The organism is Nitrobacter sp. CN101 (genome assembly GCF_055390255.1).
In genome coordinates this window covers 1791041-1808290 of record NZ_AP038833.1, presented here as the reverse complement: position 1 = coordinate 1808290, position 17250 = coordinate 1791041, and the positions used below count along the sequence as shown (strand labels likewise).

General features: G+C 58.1%; 16 protein-coding genes and 3 pseudogenes. 12 read left to right on the top strand and 7 right to left on the bottom strand.

What is annotated here, in order from left to right; all coding sequences use genetic code 11:
* The first annotated feature begins 447 nt into the window (after window positions 1-447).
* The 3 genes from ACZ5IL_RS09000 (at window position 448) to ACZ5IL_RS08990 (ending at window position 2229) form a co-directional block, all read left to right on the top strand.
* Entirely contained in the window at window positions 448-741 is a 294-nt protein-coding gene (locus ACZ5IL_RS09000) for a helix-turn-helix domain-containing protein (RefSeq protein WP_464596399.1), read from the top strand.
* Window positions 742-869: 128 nt separating this feature from the next.
* Complete coding sequence (locus tag ACZ5IL_RS08995; RefSeq protein WP_464596398.1) at window positions 870-1097, top strand: hypothetical protein; 228 nt, start codon at window positions 870-872, stop codon at window positions 1095-1097.
* A 670-nt stretch (window positions 1098-1767) separates the two neighbouring features.
* Complete coding sequence (locus tag ACZ5IL_RS08990; RefSeq protein WP_464596397.1) at window positions 1768-2229, top strand: hypothetical protein; 462 nt, start codon at window positions 1768-1770, stop codon at window positions 2227-2229.
* Between the two features lie 416 nt (window positions 2230-2645).
* Here the strand turns inward: ACZ5IL_RS08990 and ACZ5IL_RS08985 are convergent.
* A pseudogene (locus ACZ5IL_RS08985) lies at window positions 2646-2837 on the bottom strand (hypothetical protein); the annotation flags it as partial.
* A 421-nt stretch (window positions 2838-3258) separates the two neighbouring features.
* Here ACZ5IL_RS08985 and ACZ5IL_RS08980 point away from each other — a divergent pair.
* Window positions 3259-3573: pseudogene (locus tag ACZ5IL_RS08980) on the top strand (transposase); the annotation flags it as partial.
* A 198-nt stretch (window positions 3574-3771) separates the two neighbouring features.
* Here ACZ5IL_RS08980 and ACZ5IL_RS08975 read toward each other — a convergent pair.
* The gene (locus ACZ5IL_RS08975; RefSeq protein WP_464596396.1) at window positions 3772-4290 is read right to left on the bottom strand and encodes a tetratricopeptide repeat protein; all 519 of its coding nucleotides are present in this window, start codon (window positions 4288-4290) and stop codon (window positions 3772-3774) included.
* Between the two features lie 300 nt (window positions 4291-4590).
* On the opposite strand from ACZ5IL_RS08975, the gene tnpA (ACZ5IL_RS08970) reads away from it, so the two are divergent.
* On the top strand, window positions 4591-4731 hold the full coding sequence (gene tnpA / locus ACZ5IL_RS08970; protein WP_464596395.1) for an IS66 family insertion sequence element accessory protein TnpA: 141 nt from the start codon (window positions 4591-4593) through the stop codon (window positions 4729-4731).
* A 25-nt stretch (window positions 4732-4756) separates the two neighbouring features.
* Window positions 4757-5206, top strand: a pseudogene (locus tag ACZ5IL_RS08965) (IS66 family transposase); the annotation flags it as partial.
* Between the two features lie 518 nt (window positions 5207-5724).
* On the opposite strand, the gene ACZ5IL_RS08960 reads toward ACZ5IL_RS08965, so the two are convergent.
* The 5 genes from ACZ5IL_RS08960 to ACZ5IL_RS08940 all read right to left on the bottom strand — a co-directional run bounded on the left by ACZ5IL_RS08960 (window position 5725) and on the right by ACZ5IL_RS08940 (window position 11946).
* A complete protein-coding gene (locus ACZ5IL_RS08960; RefSeq protein WP_464596394.1) occupies window positions 5725-5874 on the bottom strand; it encodes a hypothetical protein in 150 nt (49 codons plus the stop codon).
* A gap of 122 nt (window positions 5875-5996) precedes the next feature.
* Complete coding sequence (locus ACZ5IL_RS08955) at window positions 5997-7043, bottom strand: hypothetical protein (RefSeq protein ID WP_464596393.1); 1047 nt, start codon at window positions 7041-7043, stop codon at window positions 5997-5999.
* A 163-nt stretch (window positions 7044-7206) separates the two neighbouring features.
* Window positions 7207-8910 carry a PLL family lectin gene (locus tag ACZ5IL_RS08950; protein WP_464596392.1) on the bottom strand — a complete coding sequence of 568 codons (1704 nt, stop codon included), beginning with the start codon at window positions 8908-8910 and terminating at the stop codon, window positions 7207-7209.
* Between the two features lie 174 nt (window positions 8911-9084).
* Complete coding sequence (locus tag ACZ5IL_RS08945) at window positions 9085-10083, bottom strand: AraC family transcriptional regulator (RefSeq protein ID WP_464596391.1); 999 nt, start codon at window positions 10081-10083, stop codon at window positions 9085-9087.
* Window positions 10084-11052: 969 nt separating this feature from the next.
* Entirely contained in the window at window positions 11053-11946 is an 894-nt protein-coding gene (locus ACZ5IL_RS08940; RefSeq protein ID WP_464596873.1) for a LysR family transcriptional regulator, read from the bottom strand.
* Window positions 11947-12088: 142 nt separating this feature from the next.
* On the opposite strand from ACZ5IL_RS08940, the gene ACZ5IL_RS08935 reads away from it, so the two are divergent.
* The 6 genes from ACZ5IL_RS08935 (at window position 12089) to glgA (ending at window position 16917) form a co-directional block, all read left to right on the top strand.
* Window positions 12089-12244, top strand: a complete 156-nt coding sequence (locus ACZ5IL_RS08935; protein WP_464596390.1) for a hypothetical protein — start codon at window positions 12089-12091, stop codon at window positions 12242-12244.
* 2 nt (window positions 12245-12246) lie between these two features.
* Complete coding sequence (locus ACZ5IL_RS08930; RefSeq protein ID WP_464596337.1) at window positions 12247-12714, top strand: DUF2924 domain-containing protein; 468 nt, start codon at window positions 12247-12249, stop codon at window positions 12712-12714.
* Complete coding sequence (locus tag ACZ5IL_RS08925; RefSeq protein ID WP_464596389.1) at window positions 12711-14315, top strand: recombinase family protein; 1605 nt, start codon at window positions 12711-12713, stop codon at window positions 14313-14315. The genes ACZ5IL_RS08930 and ACZ5IL_RS08925 overlap by 4 nt, the downstream gene beginning before the upstream one ends.
* Window positions 14316-14443: 128 nt before the next feature.
* Window positions 14444-14944: a hypothetical protein gene (locus ACZ5IL_RS08920; RefSeq protein WP_464596387.1), complete on the top strand. Its 501-nt coding sequence runs from the start codon at window positions 14444-14446 to the stop codon at window positions 14942-14944.
* 47 nt (window positions 14945-14991) lie between these two features.
* Window positions 14992-15417, top strand: coding sequence for an IS66 family insertion sequence element accessory protein TnpA (tnpA, locus tag ACZ5IL_RS08915; protein WP_464596386.1), 426 nt, complete (start codon window positions 14992-14994; stop codon window positions 15415-15417).
* Window positions 15418-15507: 90 nt separating this feature from the next.
* Window positions 15508-16917 carry a glycogen synthase GlgA gene (gene glgA / locus ACZ5IL_RS08910; protein WP_464596385.1) on the top strand — a complete coding sequence of 470 codons (1410 nt, stop codon included), beginning with the start codon at window positions 15508-15510 and terminating at the stop codon, window positions 16915-16917.
* Window positions 16918-17250 lie beyond the last annotated feature (333 nt).

Genomic DNA, 17250 nt, shown 5'->3' with positions numbered 1-17250 from the left:
GTGGACCAGTACGTCGCTTCCGTCTAGGGCGAAGTCCAGCACAACCTCAGGCTGTCCGCACCACCATCCCCGAGGTCGGTTAATATAATCCTATTTTAGGATAATTCGATTTTCGGATCAGATCGCATAGCGCCAAATTTTGAGGCGTTAGGTAGACGACCCTAATCAGTCGACTTTGGCAACTGATCGAGCTTGTCGATGCAAAGCGAAATCATTCCAAACTCAGCCAGCAACAGTTGGCCGAAGCGCTGGACCGGCTCAATCCTTGTCGCCAAATAGGAAGGCGGTGGGTGCAGGCTGGATATCGCCGAATATCTCGCCGCGGCCCGAGCGTTTACACCGCCGATCCCCTGGGGAAAAAGCAAGCCTGCCGTGAAACACAACAGGTCAGAGTTAATATCATCCTTTTTTGGGATAATCCCGTCTCGGGATCAGCCTACCCGGGCGATGACAACTTCCGCCCGCGGGATCGGCAAAACCGTCCATTCCTCCGATCAGGCCGCCTTCTGCGCCCTGATGGTGGCTGCCCGCAAGCAGGCCGGCCTGACCCAGCATGAGCTGGCACGCCGCCTCAGGCGACCCCAATCTTTTGTCGCCAAATACGAGGGCGGCGAGCGCCGCATTGATGTCATCGAGTTCGTTGCCATCGTGCGGGCCATTGGGGCTGATCCCATCAAGCTGCTGCGGGATCTGATGGCCGGCAAGCCGCCGGCCAAATCCCGGCGCGCATCGGCGAAATAGCCCCCCTCCCCCCCCTGCGGTCACATCGTGATCCAGCGTCCCCGCTCTTCGTCACAAGATTATCCAGGTTCCGCTCGACATCGCGCGACAGCAGAGCGGTAGTGGGTCCGACGTTTAAGGAGGGCTCGATGGAGCGCGCCAACCTAGAACCAGCGATCCAACTCATCATTGCCGAGATTCATACCCGCCTGAGCGAAGCGGCACGCATTGCTAGAGCCGCCGATGCCTGTGTCCAGAACGGCGCAATTGCTGAAGGCGTTGAAGTCTCAATGGATATCGAGCAGCTCGTTTATGAAGCCGGACGGCTCCATGACGCCGCCTCGTTGCTCAACCGCATAAGTCGGGATCAAGATTGAGTCGCCCAAGCCATCATCCGTCGGGGATGTATCTCCTTTGGATTAAGCAGCACCAGTTCTTACTAAGACCGTTGCCGTCTTGGAAAGTCGGCCTTCGTCGGCTCGTTTCCATTCGATCTGCGCTCGATATTCTGTACGAAAATGGGCGTGACCTGATCGCCCTGCCCTAATGGTAAAAAGGCGCCTCCGGGCGGCGTGCTTCGCGCGCATGTAAGCCGAAGGAAAGTTGCGCTCGAACCGCCTAACGGTCAAGATGAACCTAACTTCTACGTACAAGCGGCAGGGCCGGGTACGCCTTTTTGTTCGCGCTCGCGGGATTTGCCGTTACGATTGAACGCGCGCGGTTTTCGATACCGAACGGTGGTCTCATCAATGACGTGACGCGAGCGTGCTTCGACAAAGCTTATCTACTAAGTCAAGATACGGATACGCGTACTTCCCAACGCGTTCTTGGCCCTAATATTTTGTAACAAATGACTTTTGTCGACGAACTAGAATGAACAGTCCTAGCAAGGCTAAGGGACCGAACGCGCAATTCCGAACCTTGGGTTGCGCCAGCCAAAAGTGTGGAAGCTGGTTCTCGACAAGATCATGCTCGATCGTAGATAGGTCCGAGTTTGTGCACCGCGGTTAAATCAGACACCCACCAATACACCAATACGAGGTGCCTATGCTAACGCTGGCTAAGAATGATCTCGCCATCCAGCAGGATTCGACGCCGCGTCACCATAATTACAACCGGCGTCGCTTCCTGGTATGGCTGCGCGACGAGGTCGGGATCCTGCGTACGCTCGGCATGGATCATCGGCGCATCGCCGCGCAGCTCGATATCGAGGAGCACGACGTGCGGGCGCTTTATCCGAATCCGAGTGAGAAAGACCCGCGCCGCAACCTGCCGCGTCGCGCCATCCAAGCTTTGCTTCATGGCCGCCACGCATCGACTGGCGGCAAGACCGTCGCCAAGCGCGGCCGTCATCTCGCCGTGATCGCCGCCGCCTACACTTGGGACGAATTGTTGTCCGAACCGGGCGTCGGATCCGTCACCGCAAACCAGATCCGGCTCTGGCTCGAAGAACGTGGCGGGACGTTGCGTTACGGGACGGCAGTCCCTCAGCCGTACGATGCCGAATGATCGCTATTGTTGCGGTCTTCGAGGAAATGCGGTTAGCGCCCAACCAGCCGTACGAACAGTAACCGGCGGCACATCCCAATTCTCAATTCGGCGGTTCGTTACCATCAACGTGATCAGGTGTTATCTACAAGGCGATTGAGTGCCAACCCGCGACCCTTTGCTTGTATTGCGGCCTCGTCTTTGGCCTCCTCGGCGAGGCAGGAGAAGCAAGTATTTGGCCGAACATCAATCTTTCTGCGCGGTGTCTCCTTATAACTCAGACTTGATTTTGATCCCCGCAACGCGCTCACTAAACCTTCGCGCACCCGCGCGATCTCTCGCATCGATATTCTTGGACAAGAACACCGACCTCTCGTCAAAATTCAGCGAACCGGAAGCATCAAATCACGTGCCGTCCTGGGCGGACTTCACCACCACTACGCGAGCTTAGGTTTTCGGTACACACAGGGTCTCGATCTCAGGCCGACGGTTCCCGTTGTAGAGCAGTGCGATCTCGCCGTCGTTTCGGTCCCGGGCCGTCTGACAAGCTTGAGGCGCATGATCTGACCCTCGGTCTGCCCGTTGAACCAAGGCGCAGTGATTGCCGCCCGAACTGCCTGTGTGTGCCGAAAACCTCATCCGAGTTGATGATGTGATGGAATCGCCTAAGCTGGTGGAATGATCGGGCTGTTCTGTTTCGTTCTGGCTGTCCTGGCCTCGCCATTCAAGTCGAAGTGGCGGCTTGAAGCTGAGAACGCGGCGCTTCGACATCAGTTGATTGTTTTGCGGCGCAAGTTGCGTGGCCGTGTTCGACTCGCAAATAGTGATCGCTGGTTCTTTATCCAGCTGTATCGCTGGTTCCCGTCGATCCTGAAGGTTCTCACCATCATCCGGCCCGAGACGCTCGTGCGTTGGCATCGGGCTGGCTTTCGCCGCTATTGGCGTTGGAAGTCGCGCCCGCAGGGAGGGCGCCCGCGGATCGACGCGGAGCTACGCGTATTGATCCGGCGGATGAGCGTCGAAAATCGGCTTTGGGGGGCGCCCCGCAAGCCAAAGACCCTTCGCTGCGACAATGGCCCCGAGTTCGCCGGCAAGATGCTCGACCAGTGGGCCTATCACAATGGCGTCGAGATCGACTTCTCGAGACCCGGAAAGCCAACGGACAATGCGTTTTGCGAAGCCTTCAACGGTCGCGTCCGGGCGGAGTGCCTGAATGCCTCATGGTTCCTGTCGATGGCCGACGCTATCGAACGGATCGAGGAATGGAGGTGCCACTACAACAATGATCGGCCCCACACCTCGCTCGGCAACTTGACGCCGAACGAGTTCGCACGACAAACTCAAACAGCTCGAGAAATTGCCTGACATCTGGACCACAAAACGGGCAGCTCCAGCCCATCATGCATTAAGATTGAAACCGGACCAACCTCATAGGGGCAGGCCAAGATCGCGCCGTTTAACGCGAAATGCAGCTTTGAGTGCCTAGCAGCATTCTATGCAAGGTTGATGGCATAAGGTCCGGGTATCAGATCAGGGGTACCGTCGACACGGCATTTTTCTAGTTCAGTTTTGCGGCAAGTTCTTTAAGACGTTTATTAGTCGCGGATCGGTTGGACTCAGTTCGAGAGCCCGGCGATACTCTTTCCGCGCTCGCCCGATCAGGCATTGGCGCTGAAATACCCAGCCCCTACCACTGTAAATGCGGGAATCGCTCGCATGCGCATTCAGCGCAACGTTATAGTCGTCTAAGGACTTGTCGTACTCTCCCAATTGCGCCAGTGCATTGGCTCGATTAAGGCGAGCGCCGAGGTGAGACGGATCAAACTTGAGTATTTCGGAAAAATCGGAAATTGCTTCCGCGAGCTCCTTCTGTCCAATCAGAAAATCAGCTCTTTGGGTAAGCGTGTAGCTGTCCGGTTGGAGGATCACAGCGCGATCGAATGCGCGACGCGCCTCTTCATTCCGGCCGAGACGCCAAAGCACGATCCCGCGTCCGAGGTGGGTCGGCGCATAATCTGGCGCTATTTGCGCTACGGCATCGTAATCGCGTAGCGCATCTGAGTAACGTGTTAGTTTGCGCAATGTTTCTCCGCGCGCCCAGAGCGCAAATCCATTCGCGTCAGCCTCTACGGCACGATTCTGATCAGCCAGCGCCTCGCTTGACCGTCCGAGGTGCCACAATGAGCCTGCCCGGTAAGTGAGCAAAATGGATAGGGCGCGCGGGTCGGCGGTCCGAGAGCGAGAGCCTTCTTATATTGCTCGAGCGCGCCCAGATAATCTCCCGCTTTGGCTAATTGGTAAGCGTCCATTTCTCGCACCCTTGTTCGATCGTTAGCGACCCCGATCTGTTCCTGTCTTCAATTTGAAGATGGAGAGAACAGCATGACGAGCGAACATCGAGGGTGGAGGCGTCAAGGCGAGGATTTTTGGCGGGCGCATCACGAGGCATGGACGCGTAGCGACTTGAATCAACGTCAGTATTGTGAAGCGCACGGCATTCCGCTCAAGGCGTTTGGCAACTAGCGATCGTTGTTTAAAGTGGAGCCACATCCGCGGCCAGACCGCGGAAGCACGGCAAAGCATGCGTCGATCAAAGTCGTTGCCTCTGGTCACGGCGATGAAAGCATGGCTCGAAATGCAACTCGCCCAAATCCCGCCGCGCGGCGGGCTCGCCAATGCCACTCGCTATGCCCTGAGCCGCTGGGATGCTCTTTGCTGCTTCCTCAATGACGGCCGCATCGAGCTCGACACTAACACCGTCGAACGCGCCATTCGTCCGGTCACGCTCGGACGAAAGAACCACCTGTTCGCCGGATCAGATGGCGGGGCTCAGCGCTGGGCCACAGTCTGCTCCCTCATCACCACGGCAAAGCTAAATGACGTCGAGCCCTTCACCTATCTCAAGGACATCCTTGAACGCATGTCGGCCGGTCATCCCATGAGCCGGCTCGATCAGCTCTTGCCATGGAACTGGCGCCCGGCAACTATCCTCAACTAAGATAACGTGTCAGGAATAGACGCTTACGCTAATTGTTCGCCCGCTCGAATAGTCTGGGTGTATTGAGCATGTGCAGGATCGATTGCCTCCAACGCTGGGGGAGCGTCCTGGGCGAACACCGCCGCGCTTCCCAGCGTTAGAGTGGCGGCGAGTACGGAAGCAATGAGTGACCGTCGTGCCGTGCGAACGGCAACGATAGCGAGAAACTGGGGCGTTTTGAACGACCCTCCAAGTGAGTGGAAGACGCTACCGCCGACCATTGCACGTTCTCCCGCGCTCAATGCGTGCCGTCACATAAGTTGTCGCGCATCATCACGGTCCAACACGCCGCGCGGAACCACGGCTAAACACTCTGTAGAAGTTTACATGACCAACTCGGTAGAAATTTTAAAGATCATCTCAGAATCAGAGCTTTTAAGGAGGGATTTAGAAACCAAATGCAGACCCGTCGGCCAGACTGAATCCTCATCTGGATCCGTGCGATCTTTTGTTCGTCGCACGGATGGGTCACCTTGAACTCAACGATCAAGCGGCGGTCGCGCAGGATCCACGACATCGGGAATGATTTGCCCGTCTTTCGTTTCTAGAATTGCCCGATCGAACGTCCGCTTCTCCGCCTGGATGACAATTTCCTTCTCACCACGCTCGTCGACGATCATCGCAGGCAAGGCGATTTCAAGCCGCTCATCCAGAATTCGTTTGGCGAACTTGTGTAGAGCAGTCTAGCCAGCGGACGCGCACGATCATCGCTCGAATCTAGGACGGATTTGCTCTGGCATGGTGCATGGTGTCAATCGGGAGTACGCCAGGTTCGAATTGTCCGACGTAACGTTGGATGCGATCCGTTGTTGCCTATGGCATTGTTCGTGACATAGGGGATCAAAACCGCGTTGTCGATCGAGTTCGATCCGCAGTCGCAGCCAAAGCTATCTTTACGTGGAATGATGTGGTGAGCCGTTGCCTGGTTGTCGTGCTCAGGGATCGTATTCATCTTGACGCGAGGCTTGTCGCGCACTTGATTGTCGGAAAGGAGCTTTTTGTTGTTCGCCCAGCGGTTCAGTACTCTGAACATCTCCAGCTGTTTACCGAGGTAAAATTCCGCGCCGTATTCGGGAACGACACTCTCAAGCTCAGCGATTTTGTTAGAATAAAGGTCGGAGTTCTTTACCCATTTCGCGGGGAAGACGGGCTTTCCGGTCTTCTTATTGATCGGCACCGAGGAGCCGTTCTTAAAACTCTCTAATCGCTCACTGTACGGGCCACGCACCTTCATGGTGCACATCCGGTCCAAAACTAATCGATCGTAAACAGGGGTTGCTTCAGGGTTACCCATTGCGTCCTTGAATTGACACATGCCAGCGCTCGTGACCTCAACAACGCCTCCGTCATGACCTGCCGCATTGAAGTAGGCTGCCCTTTCGCAAGCTTCCTTGGCAGTGCGACGATAGACCTCCTGATTGTACAGGTAATCATCGGCGGTCGGGAAATCATCCGAAGCGGATGACCTAACGCACTCCCGCGTAACGCTAAGCTTTTTCTTGAGAACCATTGAGCACGGGATTTCAACTACAAATCTCTGGCAGGGCGCTGGCTGGGCATAGGAGACGGTGCTTGACGCAAAAAGAACGAACGAGAATATCGAAGCAAATAGTCGTAAAGACATATTCATCTTCCCCCATAGCGGCGTGTTCAACTTACTTGGCCATGAGGCATTGCATGGCGAGAGCCACTGCATCACGGCAGGATCTGGAAACTGATCGGAGATGTGGCGCGCGTCCGGCACATCGATAGACGCCCCATCAGCGGAGATATCTGCGACGCTACACTCGATGCTCATTCCATTACTACCTGTTCGCACGGGGTGATCAACTTCTGCCCTCGACTTCCGATCCTTGATGATGACGTGCTCCGTAGATAGACGGCCCGGTTGAAGACGACACGTGCCCATGAACACGAATGGGCCACCGTGCCTCACTTTCGGACGGGCGGCAGCCCTTCGATCAGGGATGCCAAATCCCGTCCCACCATCTCTGCCGCAACGTGTTGTCGCTTCCCCTGACAAACAGGTCGAGCCTGTTCGGTCCCCATGAGACGGCCGCCGGCGACGAAGCCGCACGGCCGCCCAGCGTCTCCCACTGGCTCCATGCGGTACCGTTCCACACGAGATGATAGATCGCATCGTCAGTGCCGCGCGCGAAGACGTCGAGCCTGTTCACCTTTCGTGAGGCCGCTGCGGGACCAGATGTCAGCTCTCCACCGAGCCGTTGCCAACCGCTCTGCTGTGCGTTCGTCCACCACTGCCAGAGCGCCGCGTCCTCGCCTCGCATGAACACGTCGAGCCGCCCCTTCCCCCAGGCCACGGCCGCCGGATCGGAGGTCAGTCGGATGCTGCCCGGTACCGGTGTCCACTCGCCCCATGAGCTGCCGCGCCATTTCTTGCGGTAAAGCATCATGTCCGTGGCACGGGCAAACACGTCGAGGCTGCCCCGCTCTTGCGAAGCCACGGCGGGTGCCGAGGTAAGCTCGCCGTCCAGTTCCTGCCAGCCGCTGCGCGGGCCGTCGCTCCACCACTGCCAGAGCTTGTTGTTGATGCCCCTCAAAAAGACGTCGAGGCGGCCCGGTCCCCAGGAGACGGCCGCCGGTGCCGACGCCAGTCGGCCGCCCAGCTCCTCCCAGCCGGTCCAGGTCTTGCCCGTCCAGCTCCGCCGGTAGAGCGCGTCATTGGTCGCCCGCGCGAAAACGTCAAGCCGGTTCTCCCCCGTCGAAGCGGCGGCCGGCGCCTCCGTCAGCTCACCGCCCAGCGATTGCCACCGGTCGATCGCATCGGTGCGCGAGAAACTGAAATCGATGAGATAGAGCGCGCTCGCACCCGGTCCACCGCCGCCGCCGCCGCCGACAATGGGCTTCTCAGTAGCGAAGCGTATCTGGTCCCTGATCGGTTCGCCCTCGGCAATGTCGTCGCCCATCAACGCATCGAACTCAAGACCGCGAAAGTTGTCGACGTCGAACCCGACTGCGGGGAAGACGCCGAATATTCCTGCGAGGACGTTCTGCAGGACACCGGCCCCGACGCCTCCCTCGGCTGCCGCGATGCGGACGATCTCGTCCGTCGCATCGTCCCGGATGGTCGCGATCTGATCTCCCAAACGCTCCATTAATACCTGTCGAACGAGGGTCCGATTCTCCCTGTCGGAGGCACGTTGCTCCTCTTCGGTCGAGGAGGCGTCTGCATGATGTTGCTTCCTGCTCAGCATGTCCAAGCCAACGCTGATCAAATCGATCTGCCGCAGGAGCTCACCCATCCGCCGCTTTATCACGGCGTTGAACGCATGATGTGCGGCTTCCATCGCCTTTGCCGGCACCATGTTCTCTTCCAGCAGCACCGCGACATAGCCTACCGCGCCATCGGTCTCGATCCCGAACGTCCCCAGATTGAGATTCAGCGGCTGGAGGTCGAAGACGAACCTGCCGGTGGCCGGATCGATCGTGCGGTGTCTGCCCTTTGTGATCGGACCGCCGAGATTACCCTGGCTATCCTTATTGAACATAAATTGAGGCTCGCCGGTCAGGAACCGGCCGTCGTCGGTCTGCCCCAGCAGCGTTGAATCGAGTCTGACGACCGCCGCCCACAAATAGGGCTCGCCCGCTCCCGACTCTCCCGTTCGGACGCAGCGCAGCGTGTGAAACCGGAACTCGACCATCATCGGGGCGTGCCTCCTCGAGAACCTGAATCTGCTGCCTGCTTATCGAAGCTGACATCGCCGTTCGGTCCAAGAACCTACAAGCGAAGCAGATTTGATGCTTGGGCAGGAACGAAGCGACCAATAGTCTTGAAACGAAGTTCGACGTCGTTGATTCGGCACGCCAGGTGCCGATGCTTACCGATCCGGTCGTGAGCGTCCCTGTGGGCCGACACGCAGAGCCCGGTAGCGCACATCGGATGGTGTTTCGCCATAGCCCCGACGAAAAGCGCGGTTGAAATACGACAGGTCGCCGAAACCCGCGTCGAGCGCTATCGTACCGATCTGGCGATCCGCCTGCGACGGATCACTCAATCTGCGGTGCGCCCAGGCGAGCCGTCGTTCAAGCAGGTAGGCGGAGAATGTCGTGCCCTCTCTCTCGAACAGCATCTGGACGTAGCGGGGCGTCACACCTTGCGCCAATGCGACATCAGCTACTGAGAAATGCTGATCGCTGAGGTTTTTCAGTATCAGTCGTTTCGCGGCATCGAGGCGAGCGGCGCTAAGACCACGACCGCGCGCTAGTTCTCTGGCATCGCGATCCGTACAAATAGCGAGCGCGATCAGATCACAAATGTGAGTCACGACGGCATGCTCGAGTTCCGCACCTGTCGGTTGCTCTTCGCGAAAACTTCCTACATAGCTCTTCAACAGCCGCAACGCTTTAGACTCGTGATGGATCGGGCGCATCAGAGCGTCGTCCAGATTGGTAAGAAGCGGCTGTAATCGAGATCGGGCGAGCTTGATGGTAGTGTGATGAGGCATAGAGGCACACACTGCCGAAAGCGGACTTTCGCAGGTTGTCAGCACGGCCATTCCGCTGTCGAGCGTTACATCTCTACCAACCTGCGTCAGCCTCTTCGGCGGACGTCCGTCTGGTGAGGAAACCCACAGGAGTGCTAATTCGTCCGAACCGCGAGACCGGTCGTGCAGCATCTCGAAACGATGCGCCGAGTTGGTTCCCCACATGATGCAGGCCGATGGAAGCGCGCGAAGCTCGATCTCCGCCCAGCAGTTCTCATCCAGCGGCATGATGTCCATATTTGACAAATTACGACCGAACGCCTCGCGAAACATTGCGAGCCGCTCACGCTCTGGAAGTGCCGCGGTCGAAAAACGGAAGAATGACGGTAACATGGCTGCCTATCCTGCCAATGATAGAGCACACCTAGCTATAACAAAGCTAACTCGCATCCTCAAAGACATCTCCAGAATAACTGTGTGTGCAGAATCCAAACGCATTCAGCAAAACGGCATCTGCAAACTCACCGCTGGTAGGATCAGCCTGTGCGGCTGAATGTCCTCGCACCCATATGTTCCTTAGTTCGCGCAATTCGCTCAGCACTTCGTATCTCAGCATTCGCACTTGTGCATTTGATAGCTTCGCGCGGTTCCGCCCCTCGCCGCCGGCCGCGAACGGCAATACCACGCATGAGGCTACATCGGCTGAATGGGTCTCGACCATCATTCTATATTCTATCAGCGCAACCCTACGTAAAAGCCCTTTGCAATGAATGTCTGGATGAAAATCGTCGCCGAAATCCTGTTGAACCCTGCAAGCAAAGGACAGACGTTTGAGAAATATACAACTGACTACACGAGGTAGATGACAGCGGCCATCCAAGTAACCCCGAGAAGATTTGGTCCCTCAGGGTCGTGGAAGAATGCAAACATTTGTCCTCGAAGATACGACGGCTGTAATAGCCAGAATCAGCAATGAGCTATTTTTGAACTAGCGGGCGTGAGGGTGAGAGCTTGTTTGCGTAGGGTCCGGACCCATAAATGCGTTGGCGTGATCGGCGTGTTGTGATTCAGGCTCCCGAAGGGGAGCATGATGAGTCGAGCTGACGGAAGCGCAGTTTTCGAAGATTGGGCCGCACTTACCGACAGATACGCGGGCAAGCCGCGTGTTGATGATCGGCGGCAATTTTGGGCACTTAAGTAGTGGAAATGGGATTTTGGCGCGCCGTTTCAGGCGATGATGCGAACTATGTCTACGCTATAGCCCTCTAAAACTCTCCCAAAGCTAATCGATAGTCGTTTTAGAGAGCCGCCGTCATCAACGGAGGCTCGTCGTATTCGGGGAGCGCCCCAGGACAATCGCTTTCACGCCCGAAACCGCAGCGTTTCCACCAGAAGCGTGAAGGCCGACGAAGCGTGACGCCGGTGCGGATAATAGAGGTAATAGCCAGGAAGGTCGGGCGTGAACTTGCTCAACACCCGCACCAATTGCCCTCCATCCAAATGGTGCTGGACCTGATCGAGCGGGAGATAAGCGAGCCCGTGGCCGTCGAGCGCGGCATCGAGGATCAGGTCGATGGTGTTGAGGATCAACGGTCCCTCGACTCGCACGCGAACGTCGCGGCCGCCGCGTTTCAGCCGCCAGCTATTGAGCGTGCCAGAGGTCGGCAGCCGCAGATTGATCGCGCGATGATCGATCAATTGGGTCGGTGACGCCGGTGCGGGGTGCGCGCGGAAATAGTCCGGCGCGCCGACGATCGCCATCGGGATATCAGAGCCGATGCGCATCGCGATCATGTCTTTCGCCATCTCACCGCCGAGGCGAACGCCGGCATCGAAGCGATCGGCCACGACATCCGCCAGCCCATAGTCGATCGTCATCTCAACCGTGATATCCGGGTTGTCTTTGAGCAGTCGCTTCATCGCGGGCACGAGGATGGTCTTTGCCGCGTGTTCGACGGTGGTGATGCGGATCGTGCCGGATGGCCGGTCGCGCAACTCACCCAATGAGGCGATCGCCGCATCGAGATCGTGCAGCATCGGACCGAGCGTCGCGAGCAGCCGCTCGCCGGCATCGGTCGGCTCCACGCTGCGTGTCGTGCGCGACAGCAACCGCAGCCCCAGTCGCTCCTCGATCCGCCGCACGATCTGGCTGAGCGCGGATTGCGCCATGCCGAGCCGGGCGGCCGCCTTTGTGAAACTGCGTTCCTCGGCGACCACCACGAAGGCCGCCAGATCGGCAATCTCGTCTCGCCGAATTTATCACCTCAATGATAAGCCAAAGACAAATTACCCGTCTAATCGATGCAATCGTTCTGGCCTAGATTGCGTTCATCAGCAAGGGACTTGCTAAAGCGGCGGCAACGAGCCGCGAGGCGATGGAATCGAAAGGAACCGGACCATGGGCAAGATCAGCTTCGCCAATTCGAACAACGAGACCATCGTGATGTCGGCGGTGATCAATTTTCCCGCGGGCTTCGATGAGAAGAAGAGCTATCCCGCCATCGTCGTCTCGCATCAGCGCATCTACCGCGTCATCGCAGCGAAGCAGGCCTGACGATGGCTAAGGCCGCGAAGAACGAGCTCGCGGGCCGTCGCGATCTCGGTGGTCAGCGACCGCAGTCTGGTGGTCGTCGGTCAAGCTGGTCCGCGCTGGCGCATCTTCCGAAGCATCTCCAGACAGCCATTGTAAGCTATCGGCGACAGGCAGATCAGTCGGGCGATCTCGATCCGGCGATACGCCAGTTCCTTGATCGTATTGTCGACAAGGAGACACCCGAATCCATCATGGCCAAGCTCGTCGCCTTCGACCGGGGCCAGGTCGAGTTGAAGGCCGGCACTATCTTGTCCAGGGAATGGAACGGCACCAACCATCGGGCGATCGTCGTTGAGGATGGCTTCCTGTGGGAGGGGACACGGTACGACAGCCTCTCGGCGATCGCCTTCGCCATCACCGGTACCCGCTGGAGCGGGCCCCGCTTCTTTGGCCTGCGGGATAGCACGGTCGGTGGGGAGGATGAGCCGTGAGGGCGGGAAAAGCGTTGGCCCGAGAGCTCGTCCGGTGCGCGATCTATACCCGGGTCTCGACCGACAATGGCCTCGACCAGGAGTTCAACTCGCTGGATGCCCAGTATGAGGCTTCCAGTGCCTATATCAAAAGCCAGGCCCATGCCGGTTGGGTGCAGGTCAAGACCCGCTATGACGATGGCGGCTTCTCCGGCGGATCAACCGACCGGCCGGCACTTCAAAACCTGCTGGAGGATATCCGGGCCCGCAAGATCGATGTCATTGTGGTCTACAAGGTCGATCGTCTGACCCGCTCGCTCGTCGACTTCGCCAAACTGGTCGAGCTGTTCGATGCCCATCGGGTGTCGTTTGTCTCGGTCACCCAACAGTTCAATACCACAACGTCCATGGGACGCCTGACCCTCAACGTTCTCTTGTCCTTTGCTCAGTTCGAACGGGAGGTCACCTCGGAGCGTATCCGGGACAAGGTTGCGGCCTCCAAGAAGAAGGGCATCTGGGTCGGAGGTCCCCTCCCCCTCGGCTACGTCATGGAGAACGGTAAGGTGGCCGTCGTCCCGGAAGAAGCCGAACGGGTTCGTCACATCTTTGGCCGCTATCTCGACCTTGGCAGTGTCCGTGCCTTGATGCGCGACCTTAACGACTGCAACATCGTCAGCAGGCGGCGCGTTCTCAAGACCGGAACAATTCGGGGCGGTGTTGCGTTCGGCTGTGGAGCCTTATTCCATCTGCTGCGCAATCGCTTCTACATTGGCGAGGTCAACTATAAGGGCCAGATCTATCCGGGCGAGCAGCCCCCGATCCTGGATCGCGACCTGTTCGAGCGCGTCCAGACGATGCTCACGGACCAGCGGAGTCATCAGACCAGAACCCGGACCTCCTTCAGCCATCTCCTGACCGGTCTGATGTTTGACGACGCCGGCCATCGCATGGCGCCGACCCGGGCCCAGAAGAAAGGTCGGCACTACAGCTACTATGTCTCGCGGCCACTGCTGTTCGGGAATGCAGCGACCGCCGCAGTTGGTTCAGTCTCTCGAATCCCTGCCCACGATGTCGACGACCAGGTCCGCAAGGTTGTCCTGGAGCCGAAGCATCGGCAGCTTAATGCGACCGGTCTCATCGACAACGCATTCGCGCGCTCGCTGATTGAGCGGATCGAGGTTCAGCAAACCCGCCTCGTCGTGCAGCTGAAGCAGGATCCGGACAATCACGTCGAAGAAGACCGCTCCACTATCGTCATCTCCTGGACCAAGCCACCATCCAAACGAGCGCGGTCCATCCTGCGCCCGGCCTCCGCAAAACTTCCGCTCCGCCCGATGAAGCTGGAGCGACGCGCTACGCTGGTCGCAGCGCTTGCCCGCAGCCGGCGCTGGCTTGATGAACTCGTCACGGACTCGGCGACAGATGCCCAAGCAATCGCAAAGCGCGAGCGATGCAGCCTGCGCCACGTCAACATGACTTTGTCGTTGGCCTTCCTCTCTCCCGCACTCGTCAAGGCTGCCGTTGAAGGTCGGTTGCCACGCGGCATCGGTCTCGAACAACTGCGGGAGCTCCCGCTTGAATGGGATCGTCAGTTCGAAACGTTAGGTATCGATCCGAGCTGACGAGCGTCACCGCCTTTTTGGTCTTGCCTTTTCCAAGTCGCGAGGCGGAAGCGTTTCTGCCATTTCCCCCAAGGCACGATTCAAGCAGACGGGCAGACCACCGCCATCTACACTCTTCGTAAAGGAGCATGACGCCCGGCTATGTCCCGTTCAACCGATTAGTTGCAGGGGTGAACTGGCTGCCTCACCCAGTCAGCGAACCGGTCTCTGCCGCTCAGCCAAGAACGGGAATTTTCGATGCAGAGACGGACCGCCCTTTGGCGATATTTTTGAGGCCAGAGACGCGCGCAGAGACCAGACAGATCGGCAAAACCCCGCATTTTGCGCGACAAATTGAGGGATGTGCCACCGCGTTCGATCCCTACGAACTGGGTGGTGGCGGACGCAGTCGGATGCGAACCGGTCTCCGTTGCGATTTCCCTGCTAACAGGGAAAATAACAGGGAATTTACGAAATCGCTGCTGCCAGGACCTAATCCGACCAGTGATTTTCACAAGAATTCAAAGATTTGCGGGCAAATTCCCTGCTCGGCCGAGCAGGGAATTTTTGGATTCGTTGCCGGGAATTTTGAGCAACGGATCAGGGGAATTCGTAAGCGTCCATTTCTCGCACCCTTGTTCGATCGTTAGCGACCCCGATCTGTTCCTGTCTTCAATTTGAAGATGGAGAGAACAGCATGACGAGCGAACATCGAGGGTGGAGGCGTCAAGGCGAGGATTTTTGGCGGGCGCATCACGAGGCATGGACGCGTAGCGACTTGAATCAACGTCAATATTGTGAAGCGCACGGCATTCCGCTCAAGGCGTTTGGCAACTGGCGATCGTTGTTTAAAGTGGAGCCACAGCCGCCCAAGCGGAAGCTGTTGTATCGACGACGCCCCTTAAGTCCTCCCCTTAGTCCGCCGTTAAGTCCCCTCGTAAGTCCGGGGTCTTATCCCTCCTCGACGGCAGCGGAGCCCATTGTTCCAAGACCACGTGAAGGGCATCGGCGACGGTTCAGCGAAGCCGACAAGCGCTGGATCGTCGAGGAGGCGACGCGGCCCCGCGCCAGCCGTCACAGGAAGACCGGCGTGGACAAATTACTCATCACAACATGGAACTAAAACCGACGTTTGGAATTTGAAGGAGGTGCGCCTTGCCCCAAGGCGTTCGGGGGCTTCAATGAACAGTCATTCGGGTAAGGGTCGCTTGCGATGAGGATACTCTTCGCGACCCCTGAGACGTGCGACTTTGTGCAGGTCGGCGGTCTCGCCGCTGTGTCTGCCGCCTTGCCGCGTGCTCTTCTGCCACTCGCTGATATCCGTGTCGTCGTACCAGGCTATCCGCAAGTGCGCCGCGGTCTCGCCAATCTAGAGGTCGTCGGCAACTCGCCCGCGTTCGCCGGCCTTCCATCCTTTCGAGTGGGCAAGGGGCATGCAACTGACGGCATGCCCTACTACGTGGTCATTTGTCCCGAACTCTTCGAGCGGCCAGGCTCTCCTTATAGTGATGAGCACGGCGTCGATTGGCAGGACAATGACGTCCGCTTCGCAACGTTCTCTTACGCGGCGGCCCAGATCGCTCTGGGCAGTATCGACAAGGACTGGTCTGCACACCTTGTCCACGCCAATGACTGGCAATGCGCGCTGATACCGGCCTACCTGGAATGGTCGCAGCGGTCACTCCCGAGCGTGTTCACGATTCATAACCTCGCCTATCAGGGCGTCTTCTCCCGAGACGCGCTGTTTCGCCTCGGCATTCCGGCTCAATCCTTCCATATAGATGGCGTGGAGTTCTATAACCGTTTGTCCCTCATGAAAGCCGGTCTGGTCTACGCTTCCCAGCTGACGACGGTAAGCCAGACCTACGCCGCCGAAATCACCACGCCCGAGTTCGGGTGCGGCCTGGAGGGCATTCTCCGTAAGCGCGCCGAAAAGAACGAGCTATCTGGCATTTTGAACGGCATCGACGAAAGTTGGGACCCGCGGACTTGCACGTCCCTGACCCGGACCTTCGACGCTGGGGATTGGCGAAGTCGATCTAAGAATGCCAGGGAAATTCGGCGTCAGTTCGGACTGGCAGTTTCGCGCGGTCCCCTCTTCGCGCTTGTCGCCCGGCTTGTTCACCAGAAAGGTGTCGATCTCGTCATTCAAAATGCTAAGGCGATCGTCGATGCTGGCGGACAGATCATCGTCACGGGTAAAGGAGAAGCGCAGTTCGAGGAAGCGTTGCGGCAGACCCAGATAAGCCACCCGGGAGCCGTCGCGGTGCGGATCGGCTTCGATGATAACGAAGCGCGCCGCATCTTCGCGGGCAGTGACTTTACCTTGATGCCCTCGCGCTTTGAACCGTGTGGTCTCAGCCAAATGTACGCCCAGCGTTTTGGCTCGTTGCCGATCGGCCATCGCACGGGCGGCTTGGCCGAAACCATTCAGGACGGTCAGACTGGTTTCTTATTCGAACGTCCTTCTTCAGATGGTCTCCTAAGCAGTCTGTGCCGCGCCTTCTCCACGTTCGGCGCGAGAGACCGCCTCGATCGAATGCGGCGAGCAGCCATGGGCCAAGCGTTCAGCTGGACCAATTCGGCGAAAGCCTACGCCTCGCTCTATCAATCCGCAATTTAGCAGCAGGAAACGCGACGCCATGAAGATCGCTCACGTGGCTCCGCTCGCGGAAAGCTGTCCTCCGAAGCTCTACGGGGGGTGGCGTGGTTGTCACCCGTCGATTGCGCGCCATGGGAATTCGGGTGTGCCTACCGCAAATCAAATCCGGGCATATTGATGGTGTGTCCGTCGTCGGAGATTTTGGGACCATCGGCGGTGTGAGCTAACGGAGGCTCTGGCCCATCAGGATTGTCATTTTAGGCGGCCGCTTGTCGATGAAGCAAGCGGCGTTGTTTGATGGTTTCGCGTTTGATCCTTTCCCTTTCCAGCATGATGATGTCGCCGCGCCCAAAG